Raw genomic sequence first — 21,890 nt, forward strand, 5'->3', positions numbered from 1 at the left:
AAAGCTGGAACGGCTACGAACTGTTCGATCCTCGGTTCGACACCTCGAAAAACCCCAACGAACCCCACCGCGCGGGCTGGATTGTGGAAATCGACCCGACCAAACCCGACAGCACGCCGGTCAAGCACACCGGCCTGGGCCGTTTCAAACACGAAAACGCCGAGGTCGCCTTGGCCAAAGACGGGCGCGTTGTCGTCTATATGGGCGATGATGAGCGGGGCGAGTATCTCTACCGTTTCGTTTCGAACCGCACCTATCAGCCGGGCGCGGCAACCGAGAGCCTGCTGAATGACGGTACGCTGTATGTCGCCAAGTTCAACGATGACATGACGGGGGAATGGCTGCCTCTGACGCCGGACACCACCGGCATGGACGCGGCCGAGATCCTGATTTTCACCCGCATGGCGGCCTCGGCTGCGGGTGGCACCACCATGGATCGCCCCGAATGGGTCGCCACCAGCCCCGTCGCGGTCGAGGCCTATTGCTGCCTGACCAACAACAAGAACCGGGGCGTGAAGCCAAATGCCGGGGGTGACGATACCGCTGCCAACGGCCCCAACCCGCGCGAGGCCAACAAATACGGCCAGATCGTACGCTGGCGCCCGGTGGATGAGGATCACGCCGCTGACGGGTTCGACTGGGATCTGTATGTGATGGCGGGCAACCCGACCGTGCATTCCGACACTCGCGCCGGATCGGCCAATGTGAACGAGGGAAACCTGTTCAACTCGCCTGACGGCATGGCCATCGATTCAACCGGGCTGGTCTGGATACAGACTGACGGCAAGGACAATAACGAGGGCGATTTCGAAGGCAACGGCAACAACCAGATGCTGGTTGGTGACCCGGTAACCGGCGAGATCGTGCGTTTCATGACCGGCCCAAACGGGTGCGAGGTGACGGGGCTGGCCTGGTCCACCGATCGGCGCACCATGTTTGTTGGCATCCAGCATCCCGGCAGTAACTGGCCTGATGGCGGCACGCCGCGTTCATCGGTCATTGCGATCAAGCGAGATGATAACGGACTGGTCGGCTAGGCTATTGAGCGCCCCCGGGTCTTCTCGGGGGCGTTTCACCGTCAGATATCCTCGCCTGGCGGGTCCAACAGCCCGCCCGGCTCCAACAGGGCCCGCTCAGACAGCCACGGGTTCAGTTGCAAGGCGTAGTTCAAGGCGTCCCGCGCCTCCTCCAACCGTTGCAGGCCCAACAGGGACAAGGCCCGCCCGCTCAGCGCCGCGACATGGTTGGGTGAGAGTTCAATCGCGATATCCAGGTCGCGCAGGGCCGCCGCAAAATCCTGCTGCAGGTAATTGACAAAGGCGCGCTGATTATAGCCCTCGGCATAGGCGGGGCAGTATTCCACCAGCGTGTTCAGTTCGACCAACGCACCGGTCAAATCCCACGCCTCACGCATCCGCATACCGCGATCCAGCAACACTTGCGCCCGCGCATCCGGGGCGTCGGTCCACAGCTCCCACATCTGGCCCGAGAAGACTCGCGCATCGGCCTGAGAGGTCGCCGCCTGCGTTTGTGCGAGCAATGCATCAATGCCCGCGATGTGATCCGGCGCAGCCGGACAGGTTTCGGCAACCGCCAAGACGGGCAACCCGGTGATCATCAACGCTGCTATAAAAACCCGTTTCATCCCCCAATGATGGGGCCGAAAGCGAACCCGTCAACTGTCGGGGTCAATCGCACCGGACAATCCGGCCTCTTTCACCGCTTCCATCGCCACAAAGGTCGATGTGTTGGCCACATGCGGCAGGGCCGAGATCTTCTCGGCCAGCACCGCACGGTATTCCGACATCGACCCGGTGCGCACTTTCAGCAGATAGTCGAAATTCGACGCGATCATATGGGCTTGCTCAATCTCGGCGATCCCGCGCACGGCGGCGTTGAACTCACCCAGCGCCTTTTCGCGGGTGTCGGACAGGCGCACCTCGACAAAGGCCACGTGATCCAGACCCAGCCGGATCGGATCAAGCAGGGCGCGATAGCCGGTGATGATGCCCTCGGCCTCCAACCGTTTCAGCCGCGCCTGGGTTGGCGATTTCGACAACCCGATCCGCCGCGCCAGATCGGCAACGGAAATCCGACCATCCCCGGCCAGAATCGTCAATATCGCCTGATCATACCGGTCCAACCTCGGAAAGTTCTTTTGCATCGCCGTTCCCGTGAAATTCAGCACATCGACCGGCAGAATATAGAAAATCAACCGATTGTCCCGGAAATTCGCATGTATACTCCTCAAAAGACCGGAGGATACATGTCTCATACCCTGCGCACCCTGATCGACACTCACACCTATGCCGACCAATCCACCGTGCTGGCGGAACTGGTGGAGCAGGCCGCGTTGGCCCCTGCCGACCGGCAGGCCATCTGCGACGCCGCCGCCCGGCTGGTGCGCGATATACGATCCGGCACGTCTCCGGGGATGATGGAGGTGTTTTTGGCCGAATATGGCCTGTCCACCGACGAAGGCGTGGCGCTGATGTGTCTGGCCGAGGCGCTGCTGCGTGTGCCGGACGCAGATACCATCGACGCGCTGATCGAGGACAAGATCGCGCCTTCGGACTGGGGTAAGCATCTGGGGCAGTCCTCATCCTCGCTGGTCAATGCGTCCACCTGGGCGCTGATGCTGACTGGCCGGGTTCTGGATGACGGCAAACCCTCACCCGTCAGCGCCTTGCGCGGGGCGATCAAACGGCTGGGTGAGCCGGTGATCCGCACCGCAGTGGGTCGCGCGATGAAGGAAATGGGCCGTCAGTTCGTTCTGGGTGAGACGATCCAATCCGCCATGGCCCGCGCCCAAGGCATGGAGGACAAGGGCTATACCTATTCCTACGACATGCTGGGCGAAGCGGCGCGGACCGAGGCCGACGCCGCCCGCTATCACCTGTCCTATTCCCGCGCCATCGCCGCGATTGCCGAAGCCTGCACCGAGGATGACATCCGCGCCAATCCCGGTATCTCGGTCAAGCTGTCAGCCCTGCACCCGCGCTACGAACTGGCGCAGGAACAGCGTGTGATGGAGGAGCTGGTTCCTCGTCTCCGCTCGCTGGCTTTGCTCGCGAAATCCGCCGGAATGGGTCTGAATGTGGACGCCGAAGAGGCCGACCGCCTATCGCTGTCCCTGCAGGTGATCGACACCGTTCTGGCCGAACCTGCTCTGGCCGGTTGGGACGGGTTCGGCATCGTGGTGCAGGCTTACGGCCCGCGCGCCGGTCTGGTGCTGGATACGCTCTACGACATGGCCCAGCGTCACGACCGCAAGCTGATGGTCCGTCTGGTCAAGGGCGCCTATTGGGATACCGAGATCAAGCGGGCGCAGGTCGAAGGTGTCGACGGTTTCCCGGTCTTCACGCAGAAAGCGGCGACCGATGTGTCCTACATCGCCAATGCGCGCAAGCTGCTGGGGATGACCGACCGCATCTATCCGCAATTCGCCACCCATAACGCCCACACGGTCAGCGCCATCCTGCACATGGCCGATGGGCAACCCTTTGAATTCCAGCGTCTGCACGGGATGGGCGAAACCCTTCATCAGATCGTCAAGGCCGGGCACACCACCGGCTGTCGCATCTATGCCCCGGTCGGCGCGCATCGCGACCTGTTGGCCTATCTGGTGCGGCGCCTGCTGGAAAACGGCGCGAATTCATCCTTCGTGAACCAGATCGTGGACGAGGACGTGCCGCCCGAAGAGGTCGCCGCCGATCCGTTCGAGGCCATTCATACGCAGGCAACACCCCTGCCTACCGGACCCGAGCTATACGCGCCCGAGCGCCCGAATTCGAAAGGCTTCGATCTGCATCACACCCCGACACTTGACCGGATCGAGGCCGCGCGGGATGAATTCCGGGCGCATCACTGGTACGCCCAGCCTCTGCTGTCCGGGGATGCCAAACCAGACCCGGACCAACCGGTGATCAACCCAGCGCAGCCGCAAGACCGCCCCGGCGCGGTCGCCCCGGCCAGCGCGCACGACGTTGAATTGGCACTGGCCACCGCGCACCCGTGGGACGCCGCGCCAGAGGATCGCGCCCGTATCCTGAACGCCGCCGCCGATCTATATGAGGCACATTTTGGCGAGTTCTTCGCCCTTTTGGCCCGCGAGGCCGGGAAATCCCTGCCCGATGCGATATCTGAACTGCGCGAGGCGGTGGATTTCCTGCGCTATTACGCAGCCAACATCCCCGACGCCAATCCCGCCGGGGTCTTTACCTGCATCAGCCCGTGGAATTTCCCGCTGGCCATCTTCTCGGGCCAGATTGCCGCCGCATTGGCGACCGGAAACGCGGTGCTGGCAAAACCGGCCCCGCAAACCCCGCTGATCGCCCATCGCGCGGTGCAGCTGATGCACGAGGCCGGGGTGCCCCGCGACGCGCTGCAATTGCTGCCCGGTGGACCAGCGGTTGGGGCGGCGCTGACTTCGGATGCGCGCGTCTCGGGCGTGGCCTTTACCGGCTCGACCGCGACGGCGCAGAAAATCCGCGCTGCGATGGCCGAAAACCTGCGCCCCGGCACACCTCTGATCGCTGAAACCGGCGGGCTGAACGCAATGATCGTGGACAGCACCGCGCTACCGGAACAGGCCGTCCAGTCGATCATCGAAAGCGCGTTTCAATCCGCCGGGCAGCGCTGTTCCGCCCTGCGATGCCTGTATCTGCAGGAAGACATCGCCGATGACGTGCTGACCATGCTGACCGGTGCCATGGATGCGCTGCAGGTGGGAGAGCCGTGGCTGATCTCAACCGATTGCGGCCCGGTCATCGACGATCAGGCCCGCCAAGGCATCGCCGACCACGTCGCCCGTGCCCGTAACGAAGGGCGGGTGCTGAAGGAACTGCCCCTGCCGCCCGAAGGCACATTCGTTGCCCCCACCCTGATCGAAATCCCCGGCATCGCCGCGCTAGATCGGGAAATTTTCGGCCCTGTCCTGCATGTCGCCCGTTTCAAGGCACAGGCTATCGACAACATCATCGCGGACATCAACGCCACCGGCTACGGGCTGACCTTCGGCCTGCACACACGGATCGACGACAGGGTGCAACACGTGACCGAGGCGATCCACGCGGGCAACATCTATGTCAACCGCAACCAGATCGGCGCCATTGTCGGCTCGCAACCTTTCGGCGGCGAAGGGTTATCCGGCACTGGACCCAAGGCAGGTGGCCCAAACTACATGGCGCGGTTCTGTGCGCCCGACCGGCAGGCGGTCTCCGACCAATGGCAGGGCACAATGGCCGACCTGCCCGCGCCCGAGGGCCAGCCCGCCGCCGTTCAAACCCGATCCCTGCCCGGCCCGACCGGCGAATCAAACCGCCTCAGCGAGTATCCCCGCCTGCCTCTGCTGTGCATGGGACCGGGACCCGAGGCCGCGCAAGCGCAGGTGGGTGCGGTCAAAGCGCTGGGGGGCACCGCGATCCGCGCCACCGGGGCGTTGGACCTGCACAGGCTGGAAAACATCGAAGGCATCTCGGGCGTCCTGTGGTGGGGTGACGCGGATACCGCGCGCAAGATTGAGCACCATCTGGCCCGCCGCACCGGCCCGATCCTGCCGCTGATCCCCGGCCTGCCCGACCGGGCGCGCGTTCTGGGGGAACGTCACGTCTGCGTCGACACGACGGCGGCGGGCGGCAACGCCGCACTTTTGGGAGGTGCGGCATAACCTGACCTTGACGCTGGGCTGCGAAAAGCCCAGCGTCGCGGCATGTTTCCGATCCGCGATCACAACCCCTCGGGCCGCGTGCCCTTTGTCGTCTACACGCTGATGGCCGCCAACATCCTGATCTTTCTCAGCTATGCGGGAATCATGGATGATGCGCGCCTGATCAACCGGTTCTATTTCGACTATGCTATCATCCCGGCACGGATTGCCGACGGCGTCGCGCTGGAAACACTGGTGACGTCGATGTTCCTGCATGGCGGCTGGATGCATCTGGCCGGGAACATGCTGTTTCTGTGGATCTTCGGTGACAATCTGGAAGACGAGATGGGCCACTTGCCCTTCCTGCTGTTCTATCTGGTCGCCGGAATCGGCGCGGGGCTGATCCATGTTGTGACCGCACCGGATTCGGTCGTGCCCACAATCGGCGCATCGGGCGCAATTGCCGGAGTGATGGGGGGATATCTTCTGCTGTTCCCCCGCGCCCGGGTGGATATCCTGCTGATCCTGATCGTCTATTTCCGCGTCTTCTCGATCCCGGCCTTTGTGATGCTGGGCGTCTGGCTGGGCCTTCAGTTCGTGGGCAGTTTGTCCAGCAACCCCGACGAGGGCGGCGTGGCCTATTGGGCGCATACGGGTGGGTTCGTTGTCGGGCTGATCCTGTGCATCCCGTTGTGGCTACGGCGCGGCGGGACCGCTTATTGGAACCGCACCCACGGGCATCCGCCACATCCCGAGCATGAATACAAACTCTCCGCCTCGCGCATTCCGAAAATCCGGCGGCGTTAATCGGGGTTTTGCCCGCCGCTGAGATGTGTGATGTCCCGCGCGGCCCGCGTCACCAGCGCAGCCAGTTCCGGCACGCGTTCTTCGTTGAACCGGACGGTGGGACCTGAGACCGAGATGCCCGCGCAGGGCTCTCCCTTACTGTCAAAGATCGCGGCCCCGATGCAGGACATACCCTGATAGCGTTCCTCGCGGTCATGGGACCAGCCCCGCGCACGGGTGGCCGACAGGTCATCCTTTAGGCCGGTGCCCGGCAACCTTGTGTGATCGGTAAAGGCCACCGGATCTGTATCACTCAACACCCTGGTCAAGGCGGCATCGCTGAGCGCCGCCAGAATCGCCTTACCGGTGCCCGAGGCATACATCGGCGTCCGCGCGCCGGGCGGAAAGAAGGCGCGGATCGGGTTGGGGGTTTCGACCTGCCCGACAAAGACAACCTCGGCCCCGTCGGGCACGGCCAGATTGGCGGTCTCACCACTGTCTTGCATCAATCGGCGCAGGATCGGCCTGCCGATCTCCAGCACGCTGCTGCGGCGCAGATAGGCGGCGCCGGTGCGATACGCCTCGATCCCGATCATCCATTCCTGCCGTTCCTCGTCAAAGGCGACAAAGCCGTGTTTCTGCAACGTCGTCAGGATACGGTGAGTGGTGGCCGTGGGCACCCCGATCTCACGCGCCAGATCGCTGAGCGCGGCGCGTTCCAGCCGGGCCACCGAGGTCAGCACGCCCAGTGCCCGGTCCAACGATTGCATCGTCCCGGCCGAGCTTTCCTTGAATAGCGATTTCGGCCTGCCCCGCGGTCTTTTCTGCATCCTCAAATCCCCCTTTTTCTGGCCGACGGTCAAACTTTGAAAAACCCGGCAAAACAAAAAGCCGGGAATGAGAAACTGAAAACCCATGTTTTTCAGCACTTTGCGTATTTTATCGAATAAATGAAAATATTTTTCAAGAAAATTGCACGTAATAAGGAAACCAGCGACACTTCTGTCCAAAGCGGAGGACATGATGATGTCAAACCAGAACCCGGTCTTTATTCCAGGCCCCACAAACATTCCCGACCGCCTGCGTCTGGCCATGCAGGTGCAGACTCAGGACCACCGCGCGCCGGATTTCGTCGAAACCTTTGCGCCGGTGCTCGAAGGCACCAAAAAGGTCTTTGGCACTACCGACGGCCAGATCGTCACCTTCCCCGCCAGCGGCACCGGTGGGTGGGAGGCGGCGGTGACCAACACCCTCAGCCCCGGCGACAAGGTGCTGGTGGCGCGCTATGGCGTGTTCAGCCATCGCTGGATCGATCTGTGCCAGCGACACGGGCTGGACGTGCAGGTGATCGACTGCACGTGGGGCAGCGGTGCACCAGCGGACAAGTTCGGGGAAACCCTCGCCGCTGATACGAACCACGAGATTCGCGCCGTTCTGGTAACCCACAACGAGACCGCCACTGGAGTACGCTCGGACATTGCTGCAGTGCGTCAGGCAATGGATAACGCTAAGCATCCTGCGATGCTGTTTGTGGATTGCGTCAGCTCTCTGGCTTCGATGCCGTTTGAATTTGACGGTTGGGGTGTCGATATCGCCGTTTCCGGCTCGCAAAAAGGGTTCATGCTGGCGACCGGCATGGCGATCCTGTGCGTCAGCCCCAAGGCGCTGGCGGCGATGGAGACGGCCAAACTGCCCCGAACCTTCTTTGATTTCAATGATATGATGTCTGCAAACGCGACCGGAGGGTTCCCGTACACCCCTCCCCTGCAGTTGATCTATGGCATGCGTGAAAGCCTGACGATGCTGTTCGAGGAAGGGTTGGACAATGTCTATGCCCGCCACTTCCGGCTGGCCGAAGGCGTGCGCTGCGCCGTAGATGCCTGGGGGCTGAAGCTGGTCGCGCAGGACCCCGGTCTGTATTCGGACACCGTCAGCGCGATTTATGTGCCCGATGGGTTCGACAGCAACGCCCTGACCGATCATGCCTTCAACGCCTATGGCGTGTCCTTCGGGGTTGGGCTGGGGCAGTTGAACGGCAAGGCCTTCCGCATCGGCCATCTGGGCAGCCTGACTGATGTCATGGTCCTGTCCGGCCTTGCGACCATCGAGATGGCCATGGCCGATCTGGACTATCCCATCACGCTGGGCAGCGGCGTGGCCGCCGCGCAGGATTACTTTCGCGCAGGCCCATCCGGCCATGCCCGGGCAGCGGCATAGGGAGGGCGGCATGTTGGACCAAATCTCAGCCGCCGACCTGACTGTCGAGGATATGCGCGCGGCTCATGCGCGGATCAAACCACATATCCGGCAGACGCCGGTCCTGACCTCGGACCATCTGAACGACCTGACCGGCGCGCAGCTGTTCTTCAAATGCGAGAACTTTCAGGAGGCCGGAGCCTTCAAGGTACGCGGTGCCTGCAACGCAGTCTTTGGCCTGCCCGAGGAGATGGCCGACAAGGGCGTCTGCACCCATTCCAGCGGCAATCACGCCCTGTCACTGTCCTACGCCGCAGGCCGCCGTGGCATCCCCTGCAACGTGGTGATGCCACGCACCGCCCCGCAGGCCAAGAAGGATGCAGTGCGCCGCTATGGCGGGACGATCACGGAATGCGAACCCTCGACCTCATCGCGCGAGGCCACCTTTGCCGAGGTGCAGGCCCGCACCGGCGGCGAATTTGTCCACCCCTATAACGATCCGCGCGTGATCGCGGGTCAGGCCACCTGCTCGGCCGAGTTGCTGGACCAGACCGGCGGCGTGGACGCGGTGATCGCGCCCATCGGTGGTGGCGGCATGGTGTCGGGCACCTGCCTGACCGTGTCAAATCTGGCCCCGCAGACGGCGATCTATGCAGCGGAACCGGAACAGGCGGATGACGCCTATCGGTCCTTCAAGGCCGGTCACATCATCGCCGATGACGCACCCAAAACCGTGGCGGACGGGCTGCTGGTGCCGCTTAAAGAAAACACCTGGTACTTCGTGTCGAACCACGTGACCGACATCTTCACCGCCTCGGACGCCGAGATCATCGAGGCCATGAAGCTGACCTGGAAATACCTGCGGGTGGTGATGGAGCCGTCCTCGGCCGTCCCGCTGGCCACCATTCTCAAGAACCCCGGCGTGTTCCGGGGCAAGCGCGTCGGCGTGATCATCACCGGCGGCAATGTGGATCTGGACAAACTGCCCTGGCTGACCGGGCAAGGAGGAACGACATGAACAAACCGGTGAAACTCGATGAACTGGAGGTCGGCTTTGACATCCCCGCCGCCATCGGCATGGATGAGTCCGAGATTCAAACGCCCTGCCTGATCCTTGATCTGGACGCGTTGGAGCGGAACATCACCAAGATGGGCGATTATGCCAAGGCGCATGGGATGCGTCACCGGGTGCATGGCAAAATGCACAAATCGGTGGATGTGGCCAAGCTGCAGGAAAAGCTGGGCGGCGCGGTGGGCGTTTGCTGTCAGAAGGTGTCTGAGGCCGAGGTCTTCGCACGCGGCGGCATTAAGGACATTCTGGTGTCGAACCAGGTGCGCGACCCGGCCAAGATCGACCGTCTGGCCCGCCTGCCCAAGCTGGGCGCGCGTACCATCGTCTGCGTCGATGATATCGAGAATGTCGCCGATCTGTCCGAAGCAGCGCAGCGCCACGGCACGCAGCTGGAGGTGTTCGTTGAAATCGACTGCGGCGCTGGTCGCTGCGGGGTCACCACCACCGCAGACGTGATTGCCATCGCCAAGGCCGTCGAAGCCGCACCGAACCTGTCTTTCACCGGCATTCAGGCCTATCAGGGCGCGATGCAGCATCTCGACACCTATGAGGCGCGCAAGGAAAAACTGGACACGGCTATCGCCATGGTCCGCGACGCGGTGGAGGGCCTCAAGGCCGAAGGCATCTCCTGCGAACTGGTCTCGGGCGGCGGAACGGGGTCGTATTACTTCGAGAGCAATTCGGGCGTTTATAATGAGCTTCAATGCGGCTCTTACGCCTTCATGGACGCCGATTATGGCCGCATTCTGGATGAGAATGGCCAGCGGATCGATCAGGGCGAATGGGAAAACGCGCTGTTCATCCTGACCAGCATCATGAGCCACGCCAAAGCGGACAAGGCGATCTGCGATGCGGGCCTCAAGGCGCAATCGGTCGATAGCGGGCTGCCGTTCATCTATGGGCGCGACGATGTGGAATACCTCAAATGCTCGGATGAGCATGGGGTGATCGGCGACCCGGACGGGGTGCTCAAGGTGAACGACAAGCTGCGTCTGGTGCCGGGGCATTGCGACCCCACCTGCAACGTCCATGACTGGTATGTTGGCGTTCGGAACGGCAAGGTCGAAACCCTGTGGCCAGTCTCGGCCCGTGGCAAGGCGTATTGAACAATGAAGGATGCCATGAACACGCAAGATGGCCTGCTGATCGTGGGCGAGGACCTGTGCCAGCAACTGGTCGGACGGGAACAGGCCTTTGACGCGGTGCAATCGGTCTTTGCCGCCATGGCCAGAGGCGGTGCCCGCAATTTTCCGGTGGTGCGCGAGGCACTGGGATATGCCGACGCGCTTTACGGGTTCAAATCCGGCTTTGACCGGGACGGGCAAGTGCTGGGCGTCAAGTCCGGCGGCTATTGGCCGGGCAATGCCGATAAGGGCCTGACGAACCATCAATCCACGGTGTTTCTATTCGACCCCGATAACGGGCGGTTGTCCGCTCTGGTCGGCGGCAATTACCTGACGGCGGTACGCACGGCAGCCTCATCCGCCGTATCCATCGCCCATCTGGCCCGCAAGGACGCCAAGGTTCTGGGCATGGTCGGGGCCGGACATCAGTCCACCTTCCAACTGCGCGCCGCCGCCGAGCAACGCGATTTCGAGCGGGTCGTAGCCTGGAACCCGCATCCCGACATGCTACCCCGTCTGGGCGCGGTTGCAGAAGAGATCGGGTTGGAGTTCGAAGCCGTCAGCCAGCAGGAACTGGGCGCGCAAGCGGATGTGATCATCACCATCACCTCGGCCTTTGAACCGCTGCTGATGAAAGACTGGATCAAACCCGGCACCCACCTGGCCTGCATGGGCACCGACACCAAAGGCAAGATGGAGGTCGACCCCGATCTGCTCGCCACCGCGACCGTTTTCACCGACGAGGTCGCTCAATCCGTCACCATCGGCGAGGCGCAACACGCCGTGGCCGCAGGCAGCTTGACCGAAACTGCCATCACGCCGATCGGCGCGGTGATCAACGGCGACCACCCCGGGCGCAGCAACGCGGATGAGATTACCCTGTTCGACGGCACCGGCGTCGGCCTGCAGGATTTGGCCGTCGCATCGGTCGCCGCACGACGCGCCGCCGAAACGGGCAAGGCCCAACGCGCCCTGCTCTGACCCCCAATAAAACGCGCGCCACCTGTTCCCAAGCGGCGCGCCTCTTCATCTTTTCAAAAATACTCTCGCCGAAGGCACTGACGCGCAGCGTCAGATCACATCCTCAGCCTCGGATCACCTTGGCAAATGTGTCAAAGATCGGCTCGTTGGCGCAAATCACCTCGCCGTCGTCCAGCACGCTGCCCTCGGGGTTCAGCGCCTCCACGAAACCACCCGCCTCTTTGACGATTATGATCCCGGCGGCCATGTCCCAGGCGTTCAGACGGCGTTCCCAGAACCCCTCATACCGACCGGCGGCGACATAGGCCATGTCCAGCGCCGCGGCACCCCAGCGGCGCACACCGGCGCAGGCGGGCATCAGACGCGCCAGATCCTGCAAAGTCGCAGGCAGATCGGAGCGGCCCCCAAAGGGCAGACCGGTGGCAAAGATCGACTCAATCATCCGGTGGCGGCCCGAGACGCGGATGCGCATGTCGTTCATCCACGCGCCCTCGCCTTTTTCGGCAAAGAACATCTCGTCCTTGGCGGCGTCATAAATCACACCGGCGACGATCTTGCCCTTGTGCTCCAGCGCAATGGACACCGCCCAGTGCGGCAGCCCGTGCAGAAAGTTGGTGGTGCCGTCCAGCGGGTCGACGATCCAGCGGCGGGTGGGGTCCTCGCCATCCTGACCGCCGCCTTCTTCGCCCAGCCAGCCATAGGTCGGGCGGGCACCAAGCAGCTCTTCTTTCAGGATATTCTCGGCAGCGATATCAGCCTTCGACACAAAATCGCCGGCGCCTTTCATCGACACCTGCAGGTTCTCGACCTCACGGAAATCCTTGACCAAAGACCGCCCCGCCTTGCGCACGGCTTTCATCATGATGTTGAGATTTGCACTGCCAACCATTGTCTCAAGGCTCCTGTCCGGTCAAACCGCGCGTATACTGATGCATCGCGCCCTTGCCAAGAGGAATGATGCGCATACCAGACCCGCGCCCAGCGACTATTGCGCCTGCAGTTTGCGCGCCTCGGTCCGGGCCAGTTTCACCAGTTCCTGCACAAAGGGTTTTTCCAGATCCTCGGACCGGACCGCTGCATAAAGCCTGCGGGTGATCCCCTCTTTCGTCAACGGGCGGGTGACGTAGTCCGAGTTATACTTGACCTCGCGCACCACCCAGTCCGGCAGCACAGAAATCCCCCGGTTCGACGCCACCAGCAGCAGGATCACGGCGGTCAGTTCCACCTGCCGGATCGTCGCGGGTTCTACGCGGGCGGGGATCAGCAGTTGGCTGAACACGTCCAACCGGGTGCGTTCCACCGGATAGGTGATCAGGGTCTGGCCGCGAAAATCCTCGGCCTCGATATAGGGTTTTTCGGCCAGCGGGTGCGCGGATGCGGCCACGAACACGGCGTTATAGTCGAACAGCTCGACAAACTCGACGCCCGGCAGGCTTTCGGGGTCGGAGGAGACGACCAGATCGACCTCTTCCTTTTGCAGCGCGGGCAAGGCGTCGAAAGCCAGTCCGGGGCGGATATCGACATCCACATCGGGCCAGGATTTGCGGAACCCTTCCAGCACCGGGAACAACCATTCGAAACAGGCGTGGCATTCGATCGCGATATGCATCCGCCCTGTGCGCCCGTCACGCAAGGAGGAGAACTCCTCCTGCATCGCCTCGACCTGCGGCAGGATCTGTTCGGCCAGCCGCAGCAGGCGCAACCCCGCCGCCGACAGTTTCATCGGTTTCGACCGGCGCAGGAACAGTTCCACTCCGGCCTGATCCTCCAGCCCCTTGATCTGATGGCTCAGCGCCGATTGCGTGATGTTCAGCTGATCTGCCGCGCGGGCCAGCCCGCCGCATTCGTGGATGGCCTTGATGGTGCGCAGATGACGAAATTCGATATGCATTTCACATGAAACTCATGTTGGAGATGAATAATATGAGTTTGTCTCACAATTCATCCCGTGCCACAAGGTCATTAATCCTTTGTAGATGAGGCACCGATGACCAAGCCCGAGATTTCCTTTGAGTTCTTTCCCCCCCAGTCGCTGGAGGCGTCGTTTCGCCTGTGGGACACAGTGCAGACGCTGGCTCCGCTGTCCCCCCGCTTCGTATCCGTTACCTATGGTGCAGGCGGCACCACACGAGAATTGACCCGGGATGCGGTGGCAACCCTGCACAAATCCTCGGGCCTGCCTGTGGCGGCGCATCTGACCTGCGTGGACGCCTCGCGCCAGGAAACGCTGGAGATTGCCGATCAGTTTGCGCGCGCGGGCGTGCAGGACATTGTGGCCCTGCGCGGTGACCCGCCCAAAGGGCAGGACCGGTTCCGGCCGCACCCGGAGGGGTTTGCCCATTCGGTCGAGTTGATCCAAGCGCTGGCCGAAACCGAAATGTTCGCCATCCGCGTCGGTGCCTATCCCGATATCCACCCCGAGGCGCAGAATGCCCGCACCGATGTCGACTGGCTGAAGGCCAAACTGGACGCCGGCGCAGATGAGGCGCTGACTCAGTTCTTTTTCGAGGCCGAGACGTTCTTTCGCTTCCGCGACGCCTGCGCCAAGGCGGGGATCGACAAGCCCATCGTGCCGGGCATCCTGCCTATCGAGAACTGGAAAGGCGCTCGGCGCTTTGCCCAGCGCTGCGGCACGCGCATTCCGGCATGGGTGGAACAGGCGTTCGACAAGGCCCTGCGGGACGACCGCGAAGAACTGCTGGCCACGGCGCTGTGCACCGAACTGTGCTCTGACCTGATCGACGGCGGCGTCGACAAGCTGCATTTCTACACGCTCAACCGTCCGGAACTGACCCGCGACGTATGTTTCGCTTTGGGAATCACGCCGCAGGCCGAATTGCAGAACGTCGCCTGATTCTTTCGTCTGGAATCGCCGCCCCAACCCGCGTTTGTTGGTGTGGGCGGCGTTCTTGTGATGGCTGCGCATATTCCGCAACGTCAACTCTGGGCAACAATTCCGAACCAACCCCGAAAACTGTTGCCCCACCCCGTGCCAATACCCCGTAAAATTTGACAAAAAAGCGGCGCAACGCAGAGTGGAGCCTGTGTAGTGTGTAACGAGTATTTTGAGTATGGAGCCAATGAGCAAAATCAAGGCTCGGGCCGAAGCGTTAGAGGCGCTTGGCCTTTCCCAGGGCGCCAGTGCCGACGAGATTCGTGAGGCCTGGCGCACTGTGGCCTTTCACGCCCATCCCGATCACACGGGGGGCGATTATTCCGGGTTCGCGCAGGCGAAGTCGGCTTATGATTTCCTGCGCAAGGAGGGGCTGACCGCCCAGAACCGCTCGGGGCCTGCGGTGCCGCGCCGTCCGCAACTGCGCAAGCGGGTTGTGGAACTGACGCGCGCAGACCTTGATGCCTGCCGCGATCTTCTCTCGCCTGACCCGGCATTGCCGGACATGTCGGACCGGGGTGAGACAGATCAGGCTGGTAAAAGAGACGATACACCGGCGGATCACATCCCGGACGCCATCGGCTGTTTCGGGCGGGATTTGACCTATTTCGTCAAAACACCGGTCAGCGAAGGGTCAAACCGGGTGGCGTTGCCGACCTCGGTTCTGGCCGGATCGCGCAAGGCCGAGGCTGAGGTTCTGACCTTTCAGTCGAAAAACTCGGGCCAGGGCGAGGTTGTGATCCCCGACGCGCTGCGCGAGCGCAAGTTTCCCGGCGCGCGCAGCGTCAGGATCAGATTCGATTCGGATCAGCAGATGCAGGATGATTACTGGCTGGCCAGCTAGTCGCCAGCTATGGGGGCTGTGACCATCTGCTGCAGAAAGCCCGGCTGCGTCCAGCCGGGCTTTTTTGCATGTGTACTCGGGTCGAACGCTTAGTTCGTCACCGGGCCTTCCGAGGTGAATTTCGGGATCACGCTGGTCGACGCCGCCGAGGTATCGATGCCCGGCCAGTTGCCTTCGGCCAGGTTGATGTTGCCCGGAACGTCTTCTTCCCAGAAGCCAACCACAACATCGGTGATGTTCAGGTACAGCTTGTCGTCAACGATGCGCCACAGGTGCGGGTTGGCCGGAACCTTACCGCCTTTGGACACGCCATAGGCGCAGTGGCCGTCATATTGCGGTGCGTAATAAGCCGGGTTTTCCAGGAATTTGTCACGGTTTTCTTCCGAAGCAAACGCCCAGGTCGAGCCGTTATATTCCGCCGTGATATCAGCGTGACCACGCACGGCTTCGGGCTGCGACTGGCCAACAGGAACCTGATCCAGGCTGCGATAGGCGACAACGTCATAGCCGGAAACGGCAAAACCGGTACCGTCAACATACTGGTCGCCAGCAAAGGCCGGCACGGCAAGGGCCATGGCCGCCGCAAAGGTCAGGGCAAAGCGTTTCATGTGGTCTATCCTCTTGTTTCAACTGTTAAGGGGCGCCATCGTGGCGGGACTGGCATGACAATAAGCAATTTTGGACCGCTGCGAAGTCCCCCTCGCGGTGGTGTTATGTCCGACGAGGAAACGTGAGGGTCCGGACCGGGAATTGTTACAAAAACACTTCCCGACACAGGGCTGGACATTGCATTTTGCAATATTAGCTGTGAGGGCAGCCGCCCCATTGGACAGAAAGGCATGAGATGAGCGACGATACGACCTATACCCCTCCGAAAGTCTGGACCTGGGACAGCGAAAGCGGCGGACGTTTCGCCAATATCAACCGCCCCATCGCCGGGGCCACCCATGACAAGGACCTGCCGGTCGGCAAGCATCCGCTGCAGCTGTACTCGCTGGCCACCCCCAACGGGGTCAAGGTCACCGTCATGTTGGAGGAACTGCTGGCCCTTGGCCATAAAGAGGCCGAATACAATGCGTGGCTGATCAATATCGGCGAAGGTGACCAGTTCAGCTCGGGCTTTGTCGGGGCCAATCCGAACTCCAAGATCCCCGCTCTGTGGGATCATTCGGGTGAGGAACCGGTGCGAGTATTCGAAAGCGCCTCGATCCTGTTTCATCTGGCTGAAAAATTCGGGGCCTTCTTGCCTGAGGACGGGCACAAGCGGACCGAGGTGATGAACTGGGTCTTCTGGCAGATGGGCAGCGCGCCGTATCTGGGTGGCGGTTTTGGTCATTTCTACGCCTATGCGCCCGAGAAATGGCAATACCCGATCGACCGTTTCGCGATGGAGGCCAAACGTCAGTTGCACGTGCTGGACCTTGAACTGGCCGACAAGACATTCATTGCGGGCGATGAATACACCATCGCCGACATGGCGATCTGGCCGTGGTATGGGCAGCTGGTACTGGGCCGTCTTTATGATGCGGCGGAATTTCTGGACGTTGCTTCGTACAAGAACGTCATGCGTTGGGCGCAAGAGATCGACGCCCGCCCCGCCGTTCAACGTGGCCGCATGGTCAATCGCGCCTTTGGCGAGCCGCACACGCAGCTGCATGAACGCCATGACGCCAGCGATTTTGAGACCCGCACTCAGGACAAACTGGAACCAGCAGACTAACGCGCTGTTACTTCAGGATTGGGGGTCGTTCCGGGTCACTGCCTGGGGCGGCCTTTTCCATTTTCGGCGCTTGCGGTTGGGGCAGATCGAACCGCAAGCCCACCCGGGACAGGGCTGCCGTCGCCGGGTCCTCGGGGGCGAAAAAGCCCACATCTAGCGCACCGGCCTCGATCCCCGAAAAGGTCAGCGCCTCAGACACCGCACGGGCCAGCGCGGGTTGCGCCCCCTCAACTGCCGCAACAAAGCCCAGCAAATGGCCCTGACCGCCGTTATCCGATTTCGTTCCAACCAGAAAGGCGGCAGCGGCCAGACCAGCGGCGGTTGCCAGCTTGGTGTCCAGCGCCTGTAACAACCTGTCCGGCAGTCCGGCGGGCGGCAGGAATTCGGACAGGTGCTGCTGCACCTCCTCGGGGCCGTTCTGCAAGGTGGACGAGAGCCAGCCCAGCGCCTCGGCCGGGATCAGCATCGACGATGGTGCGACATCCAAATTCAACCCCAACCCAATCCCCTGCCCAGACAGCATCGACGCCAGAACCCGGCCCGAAAGGGCCACATACGGCACCGGGCGACCTGCGAACCGGGCCAGACGGTCCTCAAGATCAAAGGCCAGCACGAACCGGCCATCGGCCACGTCGAACAACTCGGGCGAGATATTCTCATCCTGCGCCTCTTCCGTTAGCATCAGGAACAACTCGCTATCGGCCAGCCGTTCGAAAAAGCGCAGCCGGGCCGCGTCATCCAGCGGCGCTGCCTGCATGGTGGCGTGGGCGGCGTCCAGCGCTGTGGCGTCAGTCATTGCAAAACCTCTTGCACCCGGGCGCGCAGAACCGGCAGCAGCTCGGCCTCGAACCAGGGGTTTTTCTTCAGCCAAGCCGTATTGCGCCAGGACGGATGAGGCAAGGCAAAGACGCGCGGCGCATGGTCCCGCCAACTGCGCACAGTCTCGGTCACCGGGGTTTTCGCGCCCAAATGGTAGCTATGGGCATGCCCACCCACCAGCACGGCCAGCGGCACATCGCCCAGTTCCGCCATCACCCTGTCATGCCATGTGCGGCGGCACAGCGGCGGCGGCGGCAGATCAGCCTTGCGGTCATTGTAGCCGGGGAAACAAAAGGCCATCGGCACGATGGACACGACCGAGCGGTCATAGAACAGCGCCTCGTCCACCCCCAGCCAATCGCGCAGGCGGTCGCCTGACGGATCGGTAAAGGGGCGACCGGATTCGTGCACGCGCGCGCCCGGCGCCTGCCCCGCGATCAGGATGCGCGCGCCGGGTCGAAACCAGACGACCGGGCGCGGCTGATGCGCCGTTGCGGTCGCGGCAAACCGGTCGGCGCACAGGCGGCAGGCTTCGATTTCGCGGCTAAGGGAACTCATCACACTCCGTGGCTTTCAAAGCGTCCCGGTGAAGATAGGCATGATCCGGGTCAGGTCCACACTGCACCGGAACATCACACTTGTCGTGATATGCGATGGGAATGCATTGATCATTTGTTTCATATTTCGACATAATGTGGCCAATATGGATCGGTAGCACCCCCGCATTTAAGCCGACGCACCACGGATGACCTGAGCAGGCCACACATGCTGGAATTTGAAAATGTCAGCAAATCCTTCTGGACCGGAACCCGCCGCAAGGTGATTCTGGATCAGGTCTCGTTCCGGGTGGAACTGGGCAAATCCATCGGCATTCTGGCCCCGAACGGGACCGGCAAGACGACCCTGATCAACATGATGGCCGGGCTGGAAAAACCCGACGAGGGCGTGATCCGGCGCGAGTGCCGGGTGTCCTTCCCGATGGGCTTCACCGGCGGGGTGGCCAAACGTCTGTCAGCTTTGGAGAATGCCCGCTATATCGCGAAAATCTATGGGATGGACCCCGATTACGTCGAAGCCTATTGTAGATGGCTATGCAATCTTGGGGAGTATTTCGACCAACCGCTGGGCACCTATTCTTCGGGGATGAAGGCGCGATTCACCTTTGCGCTGATGCTGGCGCTGGATTTCGACATGTATCTGATCGACGAGGGCATGCCCGCCACCACCGATGTTGAATTCAACAAGAAGGCCGGGGATATCCTGCGCGACCGGCTGCGGACCACGACTCTGGTGATTGTGTCCCACAACCCGGCGGTGTTGGAGAAATTTGCCCGGCAGGCGGCGGTCCTTGTGGACGGTCAGCTTTACATGTTCGAAACCTTGGAAGAGGCAAAACAGTTATATGACTACCAAACCCAAGGCTAAGAAATACAACCCCGACCCGGGCCCGCAGGGCAAGGGCACGGCCGAGGCGCGCTCGGACGCGATCTCTCGGATCAGGCGCGCGACGCAGGGTCAGGACGGCGCGGAGGATACACAGCCCTCAACCGATCTGGAGGCGATCAAGCGCGAGGGGCTGACCGGTCGGCAACTGCGCGTGGCCCGGCGGCTGGCGCAGAAAAACGGGCTGGAGGCGGCCTCGGATTACGACGCGGTGCGTCTGCTGCGCGAAAAAGGGATCGACCCGTTTCAGCGCACCAACCTGCTGACCATGGCCGCCAATGATCAGCCCGAGGCCCGCGATACGGTCAAGGTTCAACTGCCTCAGACCATCACGGGCAAACCGGAAAACCTGCCGGGGCCGGAACTCAGCCCCGCGCAGCGGCGTGAATATGAAATCGGGCAGATCCAGAAAGACGTGGCCCGGCGGCGCAAGCGCAAGCTGTTTGCCCTGTTCGCGCGGCTGGCGGTGTTTGTGTTCCTGCCGACGCTGATTGTTGGATATTATTTCTACCGGGTCGCGACGCCAATGTATGCCAGCGACTCCGCCTTTTCGATTCTGCAGGCCGATGGCGGCGGTGGTTCGATCGGCGGGCTGCTGTCGGGCACGCAGTTTGCCACGGCACAGGATTCGGTGGCCACGCAGGAGTTTCTGGAGTCCAAAGACGCCCTGCAACGGCTGGAACGCGATGTCAGGTTTTCGGCGATTTTCCAGCAGGACTGGATTGATCCGATTCAGCGGCTGGCACCGGATGCCAGCCTTGAAGAAGCGTACAAGCTATATTCGCGCATGATAACGATTGGGTATGATCCGACCGACGGCATCATCCGGATGGAGGTCGCGGCCCCCTCGCCCGAGATTGCCGTCGATATGTCCAGCCGGTTGATTTCCTATGCCGAGGAAACCATCAACGGCCTCAGCGAATTGAAGCGTGAAGATCAGATGCGCGACGCCCTGAAAGGGTTCGAAACCGCGCAAGAAGAACGCCGCAAAGCGCAGGAAGCGCTGATTAACCTGCAATTGCAGGGCGCGGTGCTGGACCCGCAAAGCGTCATCGGCAGCCTGCGCGGCCGCATCGATCAATTCGAGTTCGAACTGCAGGACAAGGAGCTGGAACTGGCCGCCCTGCTGGACAACCTCCGCCCAAATCAGGCCAAGGTCGATGGCGTCAGCCGCGACATTGCCCGGCTTGAAACTGTGCTGGAAGAGTTGAATGCCGAGATGCTGGATGTGTCGGCAGGCGAAAACTCGCTGGCGCGGCTGAGCGTGCGCGTTCAGATGGCGCAGGCCGATCTGGCGGCCCGTGACATGATGCTGCAAACTGCAATGCAGCAAATGGAAACCACCCGGACCGAGGCCAACCGCAAGGTGCGTTACCTGACAGTCGCGGTGAACCCGGTTCCCAGCGACGAACCCAGCTATCCGCGCAAGTTCGAAAATACGATTTTGGCTTTCCTGTTGTTTGCTGGTATCTACCTGATGATCTCGCTTACCGCGTCGGTCCTTCGTGAACAGGTATCCTCGTAAGACACATGAAACATGTAAAAATCTCCGACCTGACGGTCGGCAACGATCTTCCGCTGACCATCATCGCCGGCCCCTGCCAGCTTGAGACGGCAGACCACGCCCAGATGATCGCGGGCACCATGAAAGAAGCCTGCGACGCGGCGGGCGCGCAATATGTGTTCAAGGCGTCTTATGACAAGGCCAACCGCACATCCCTGTCGGGCAAGCGCGGCATGGGCATTGATGCCGGTCTCAAGGTGCTGGATGACATTCGCAAGACCATGGGCATCCCGGTTCTGACCGATGTCCATACCGAAGCCCAATGCGCCATCGCGGCCGAGGCCGTGGATGTGCTGCAAATCCCCGCATTTCTGTGTCGCCAGACCGATATGCTGCTGGCGGCAGGCAATACCGGCGCGGTGATCAACGTCAAAAAGGGTCAGTTTCTGGCCCCGTGGGAGATGCCGAATATCGTCTCCAAGATCGAAAGCACCGGCAATCACAATATCCTGCTAACCGAGCGCGGAACCTCTTTCGGCTATAACACGCTGGTGGCAGATATGCGGTCGCTGCCGCAGATGGCCCAGACCGGGTATCCGGTGGTGATGGATGCCACCCATTCGGTACAGCAGCCCGGCGGCCAAGGCGGCTCCTCGGGCGGGCAGCGAGAGTTTGCGCCGGTCATGGCCCGGGCGGCAGTAGCGGTCGGAGCCGGGGCTGTGTTCATGGAAACCCATCAGGACCCGGATAACGCCCCCTGCGATGGGCCGAACATGATCTACCTCGATCAGATGCCCAAACTCATCGACACATTGATGCGCTTTGATGCGCTGGCCAAAGAAAACCCTATTCAGATTTAAC

The 21,890-nt window shown here is 61.9% G+C and carries 21 protein-coding genes; 13 read left to right on the forward strand and 8 right to left on the reverse strand.

Annotated elements, in window-relative coordinates:
* Positions 1 to 1,037, forward strand: a 1,037-nt coding sequence (locus MPJ51_RS08680) for an alkaline phosphatase PhoX (protein ID WP_298384760.1), incomplete at its 5' end; no start/stop codon positions are given.
* 41 nt (positions 1,038 to 1,078) lie between these two features.
* Here the strand turns inward: MPJ51_RS08680 and MPJ51_RS08685 are convergent.
* Positions 1,079 to 1,645 carry a hypothetical protein gene (locus tag MPJ51_RS08685; protein WP_298384762.1) on the reverse strand — a complete coding sequence of 189 codons (567 nt, stop codon included), beginning with the start codon at positions 1,643 to 1,645 and terminating at the stop codon, positions 1,079 to 1,081.
* A gap of 30 nt (positions 1,646 to 1,675) precedes the next feature.
* Positions 1,676 to 2,164 carry an Lrp/AsnC ligand binding domain-containing protein gene (locus tag MPJ51_RS08690; RefSeq protein ID WP_298384822.1) on the reverse strand — a complete coding sequence of 163 codons (489 nt, stop codon included), beginning with the start codon at positions 2,162 to 2,164 and terminating at the stop codon, positions 1,676 to 1,678.
* A 102-nt stretch (positions 2,165 to 2,266) separates the two neighbouring features.
* Between MPJ51_RS08690 and putA the strand changes: the two genes are divergently transcribed.
* Together putA and MPJ51_RS08700 are read left to right on the forward strand one after the other, a co-directional pair.
* Positions 2,267 to 5,668 (forward strand): bifunctional proline dehydrogenase/L-glutamate gamma-semialdehyde dehydrogenase PutA, encoded by a 3,402-nt coding sequence (putA, locus tag MPJ51_RS08695; RefSeq protein ID WP_298384825.1) that lies wholly within the window; start codon positions 2,267 to 2,269, stop codon positions 5,666 to 5,668.
* A 42-nt stretch (positions 5,669 to 5,710) separates the two neighbouring features.
* Complete coding sequence (locus tag MPJ51_RS08700; RefSeq protein ID WP_298384765.1) at positions 5,711 to 6,454, forward strand: rhomboid family intramembrane serine protease; 744 nt, start codon at positions 5,711 to 5,713, stop codon at positions 6,452 to 6,454.
* Here the strand turns inward: MPJ51_RS08700 and MPJ51_RS08705 are convergent.
* Complete coding sequence (locus tag MPJ51_RS08705) at positions 6,451 to 7,269, reverse strand: IclR family transcriptional regulator (RefSeq protein ID WP_298384767.1); 819 nt, start codon at positions 7,267 to 7,269, stop codon at positions 6,451 to 6,453. The genes MPJ51_RS08700 and MPJ51_RS08705 overlap by 4 nt on opposite strands.
* A 190-nt stretch (positions 7,270 to 7,459) precedes the next feature.
* Here MPJ51_RS08705 and bhcA point away from each other — a divergent pair, with 190 nt between their 5' ends.
* From bhcA to bhcD, 4 genes are read left to right on the forward strand one after another with little or no spacing between them, the layout of a single operon-like run.
* The gene (bhcA, locus tag MPJ51_RS08710; RefSeq protein ID WP_298384770.1) at positions 7,460 to 8,650 is read left to right on the forward strand and encodes an L-aspartate--glyoxylate aminotransferase BhcA; all 1,191 of its coding nucleotides are present in this window, start codon (positions 7,460 to 7,462) and stop codon (positions 8,648 to 8,650) included.
* Positions 8,651 to 8,660: 10 nt separating this feature from the next.
* Positions 8,661 to 9,647, forward strand: coding sequence for a beta-hydroxyaspartate dehydratase BhcB (gene bhcB / locus MPJ51_RS08715; RefSeq protein ID WP_298384773.1), 987 nt, complete (start codon positions 8,661 to 8,663; stop codon positions 9,645 to 9,647).
* On the forward strand, positions 9,644 to 10,807 hold the full coding sequence (gene bhcC / locus MPJ51_RS08720) for a 3-hydroxy-D-aspartate aldolase BhcC (RefSeq protein ID WP_298384776.1): 1,164 nt from the start codon (positions 9,644 to 9,646) through the stop codon (positions 10,805 to 10,807). Before bhcB ends, bhcC begins: the two co-directional genes overlap by 4 nt.
* Positions 10,808 to 10,822: 15 nt before the next feature.
* Positions 10,823 to 11,806 (forward strand): iminosuccinate reductase BhcD, encoded by a 984-nt coding sequence (gene bhcD / locus MPJ51_RS08725; protein ID WP_298384779.1) that lies wholly within the window; start codon positions 10,823 to 10,825, stop codon positions 11,804 to 11,806.
* A 103-nt stretch (positions 11,807 to 11,909) separates the two neighbouring features.
* On the opposite strand, the gene MPJ51_RS08730 is transcribed toward bhcD, so the two are convergent.
* Positions 11,910 to 12,695 carry an inositol monophosphatase family protein gene (locus MPJ51_RS08730; RefSeq protein WP_298384782.1) on the reverse strand — a complete coding sequence of 262 codons (786 nt, stop codon included), beginning with the start codon at positions 12,693 to 12,695 and terminating at the stop codon, positions 11,910 to 11,912.
* Positions 12,696 to 12,791: 96 nt separating this feature from the next.
* A complete protein-coding gene (locus tag MPJ51_RS08735) occupies positions 12,792 to 13,697 on the reverse strand; it encodes a LysR family transcriptional regulator (RefSeq protein ID WP_298384785.1) in 906 nt (301 codons plus the stop codon).
* Between the two features lie 96 nt (positions 13,698 to 13,793).
* On the opposite strand from MPJ51_RS08735, the gene metF reads away from it, so the two are divergent.
* Together metF and MPJ51_RS08745 are read left to right on the forward strand one after the other, a co-directional pair.
* Positions 13,794 to 14,660 carry a methylenetetrahydrofolate reductase [NAD(P)H] gene (gene metF / locus MPJ51_RS08740; protein ID WP_298384788.1) on the forward strand — a complete coding sequence of 289 codons (867 nt, stop codon included), beginning with the start codon at positions 13,794 to 13,796 and terminating at the stop codon, positions 14,658 to 14,660.
* A 226-nt stretch (positions 14,661 to 14,886) separates the two neighbouring features.
* Entirely contained in the window at positions 14,887 to 15,543 is a 657-nt protein-coding gene (locus tag MPJ51_RS08745; RefSeq protein WP_298384790.1) for a DnaJ domain-containing protein, read from the forward strand.
* An 89-nt stretch (positions 15,544 to 15,632) separates the two neighbouring features.
* Here MPJ51_RS08745 and MPJ51_RS08750 read toward each other — a convergent pair whose 3' ends face one another.
* Positions 15,633 to 16,151 (reverse strand): YHS domain-containing (seleno)protein, encoded by a 519-nt coding sequence (locus MPJ51_RS08750; protein ID WP_298384794.1) that lies wholly within the window; start codon positions 16,149 to 16,151, stop codon positions 15,633 to 15,635.
* A gap of 236 nt (positions 16,152 to 16,387) precedes the next feature.
* Here MPJ51_RS08750 and yghU point away from each other — a divergent pair, with 236 nt between their 5' ends.
* Positions 16,388 to 17,263, forward strand: coding sequence for a glutathione-dependent disulfide-bond oxidoreductase (gene yghU / locus MPJ51_RS08755; RefSeq protein ID WP_298384797.1), 876 nt, complete (start codon positions 16,388 to 16,390; stop codon positions 17,261 to 17,263).
* Positions 17,264 to 17,270: 7 nt separating this feature from the next.
* Here the strand turns inward: yghU and MPJ51_RS08760 are convergent, their stop codons facing one another.
* Both MPJ51_RS08760 and MPJ51_RS08765 read right to left on the reverse strand, forming a co-directional pair.
* Positions 17,271 to 18,059: an SseB family protein gene (locus tag MPJ51_RS08760; RefSeq protein ID WP_298384800.1), complete on the reverse strand. Its 789-nt coding sequence runs from the start codon at positions 18,057 to 18,059 to the stop codon at positions 17,271 to 17,273.
* Positions 18,056 to 18,640 (reverse strand): uracil-DNA glycosylase family protein, encoded by a 585-nt coding sequence (locus tag MPJ51_RS08765; RefSeq protein WP_298384803.1) that lies wholly within the window; start codon positions 18,638 to 18,640, stop codon positions 18,056 to 18,058. The genes MPJ51_RS08760 and MPJ51_RS08765 overlap by 4 nt, the downstream gene beginning before the upstream one ends.
* Before the next feature lie 207 nt (positions 18,641 to 18,847).
* On the opposite strand from MPJ51_RS08765, the gene MPJ51_RS08770 reads away from it, so the two are divergent.
* From MPJ51_RS08770 to kdsA, 3 genes are read left to right on the forward strand one after another with little or no spacing between them, the layout of a single operon-like run.
* On the forward strand, positions 18,848 to 19,507 hold the full coding sequence (locus tag MPJ51_RS08770; protein WP_298384806.1) for an ATP-binding cassette domain-containing protein: 660 nt from the start codon (positions 18,848 to 18,850) through the stop codon (positions 19,505 to 19,507).
* Positions 19,485 to 21,050, forward strand: coding sequence for a capsule biosynthesis protein (locus MPJ51_RS08775; protein WP_298384809.1), 1,566 nt, complete (start codon positions 19,485 to 19,487; stop codon positions 21,048 to 21,050). The genes MPJ51_RS08770 and MPJ51_RS08775 overlap by 23 nt, the downstream gene beginning before the upstream one ends.
* Positions 21,051 to 21,055: 5 nt before the next feature.
* Positions 21,056 to 21,889 (forward strand): 3-deoxy-8-phosphooctulonate synthase, encoded by an 834-nt coding sequence (gene kdsA / locus MPJ51_RS08780; RefSeq protein ID WP_298384812.1) that lies wholly within the window; start codon positions 21,056 to 21,058, stop codon positions 21,887 to 21,889.
* Position 21,890 lies beyond the last annotated feature (1 nt).

Origin of the sequence: Ruegeria sp. (assembly GCF_028066395.1) — a bacterium.
Lineage (GTDB): Bacteria > Pseudomonadota > Alphaproteobacteria > Rhodobacterales > Rhodobacteraceae > Ruegeria.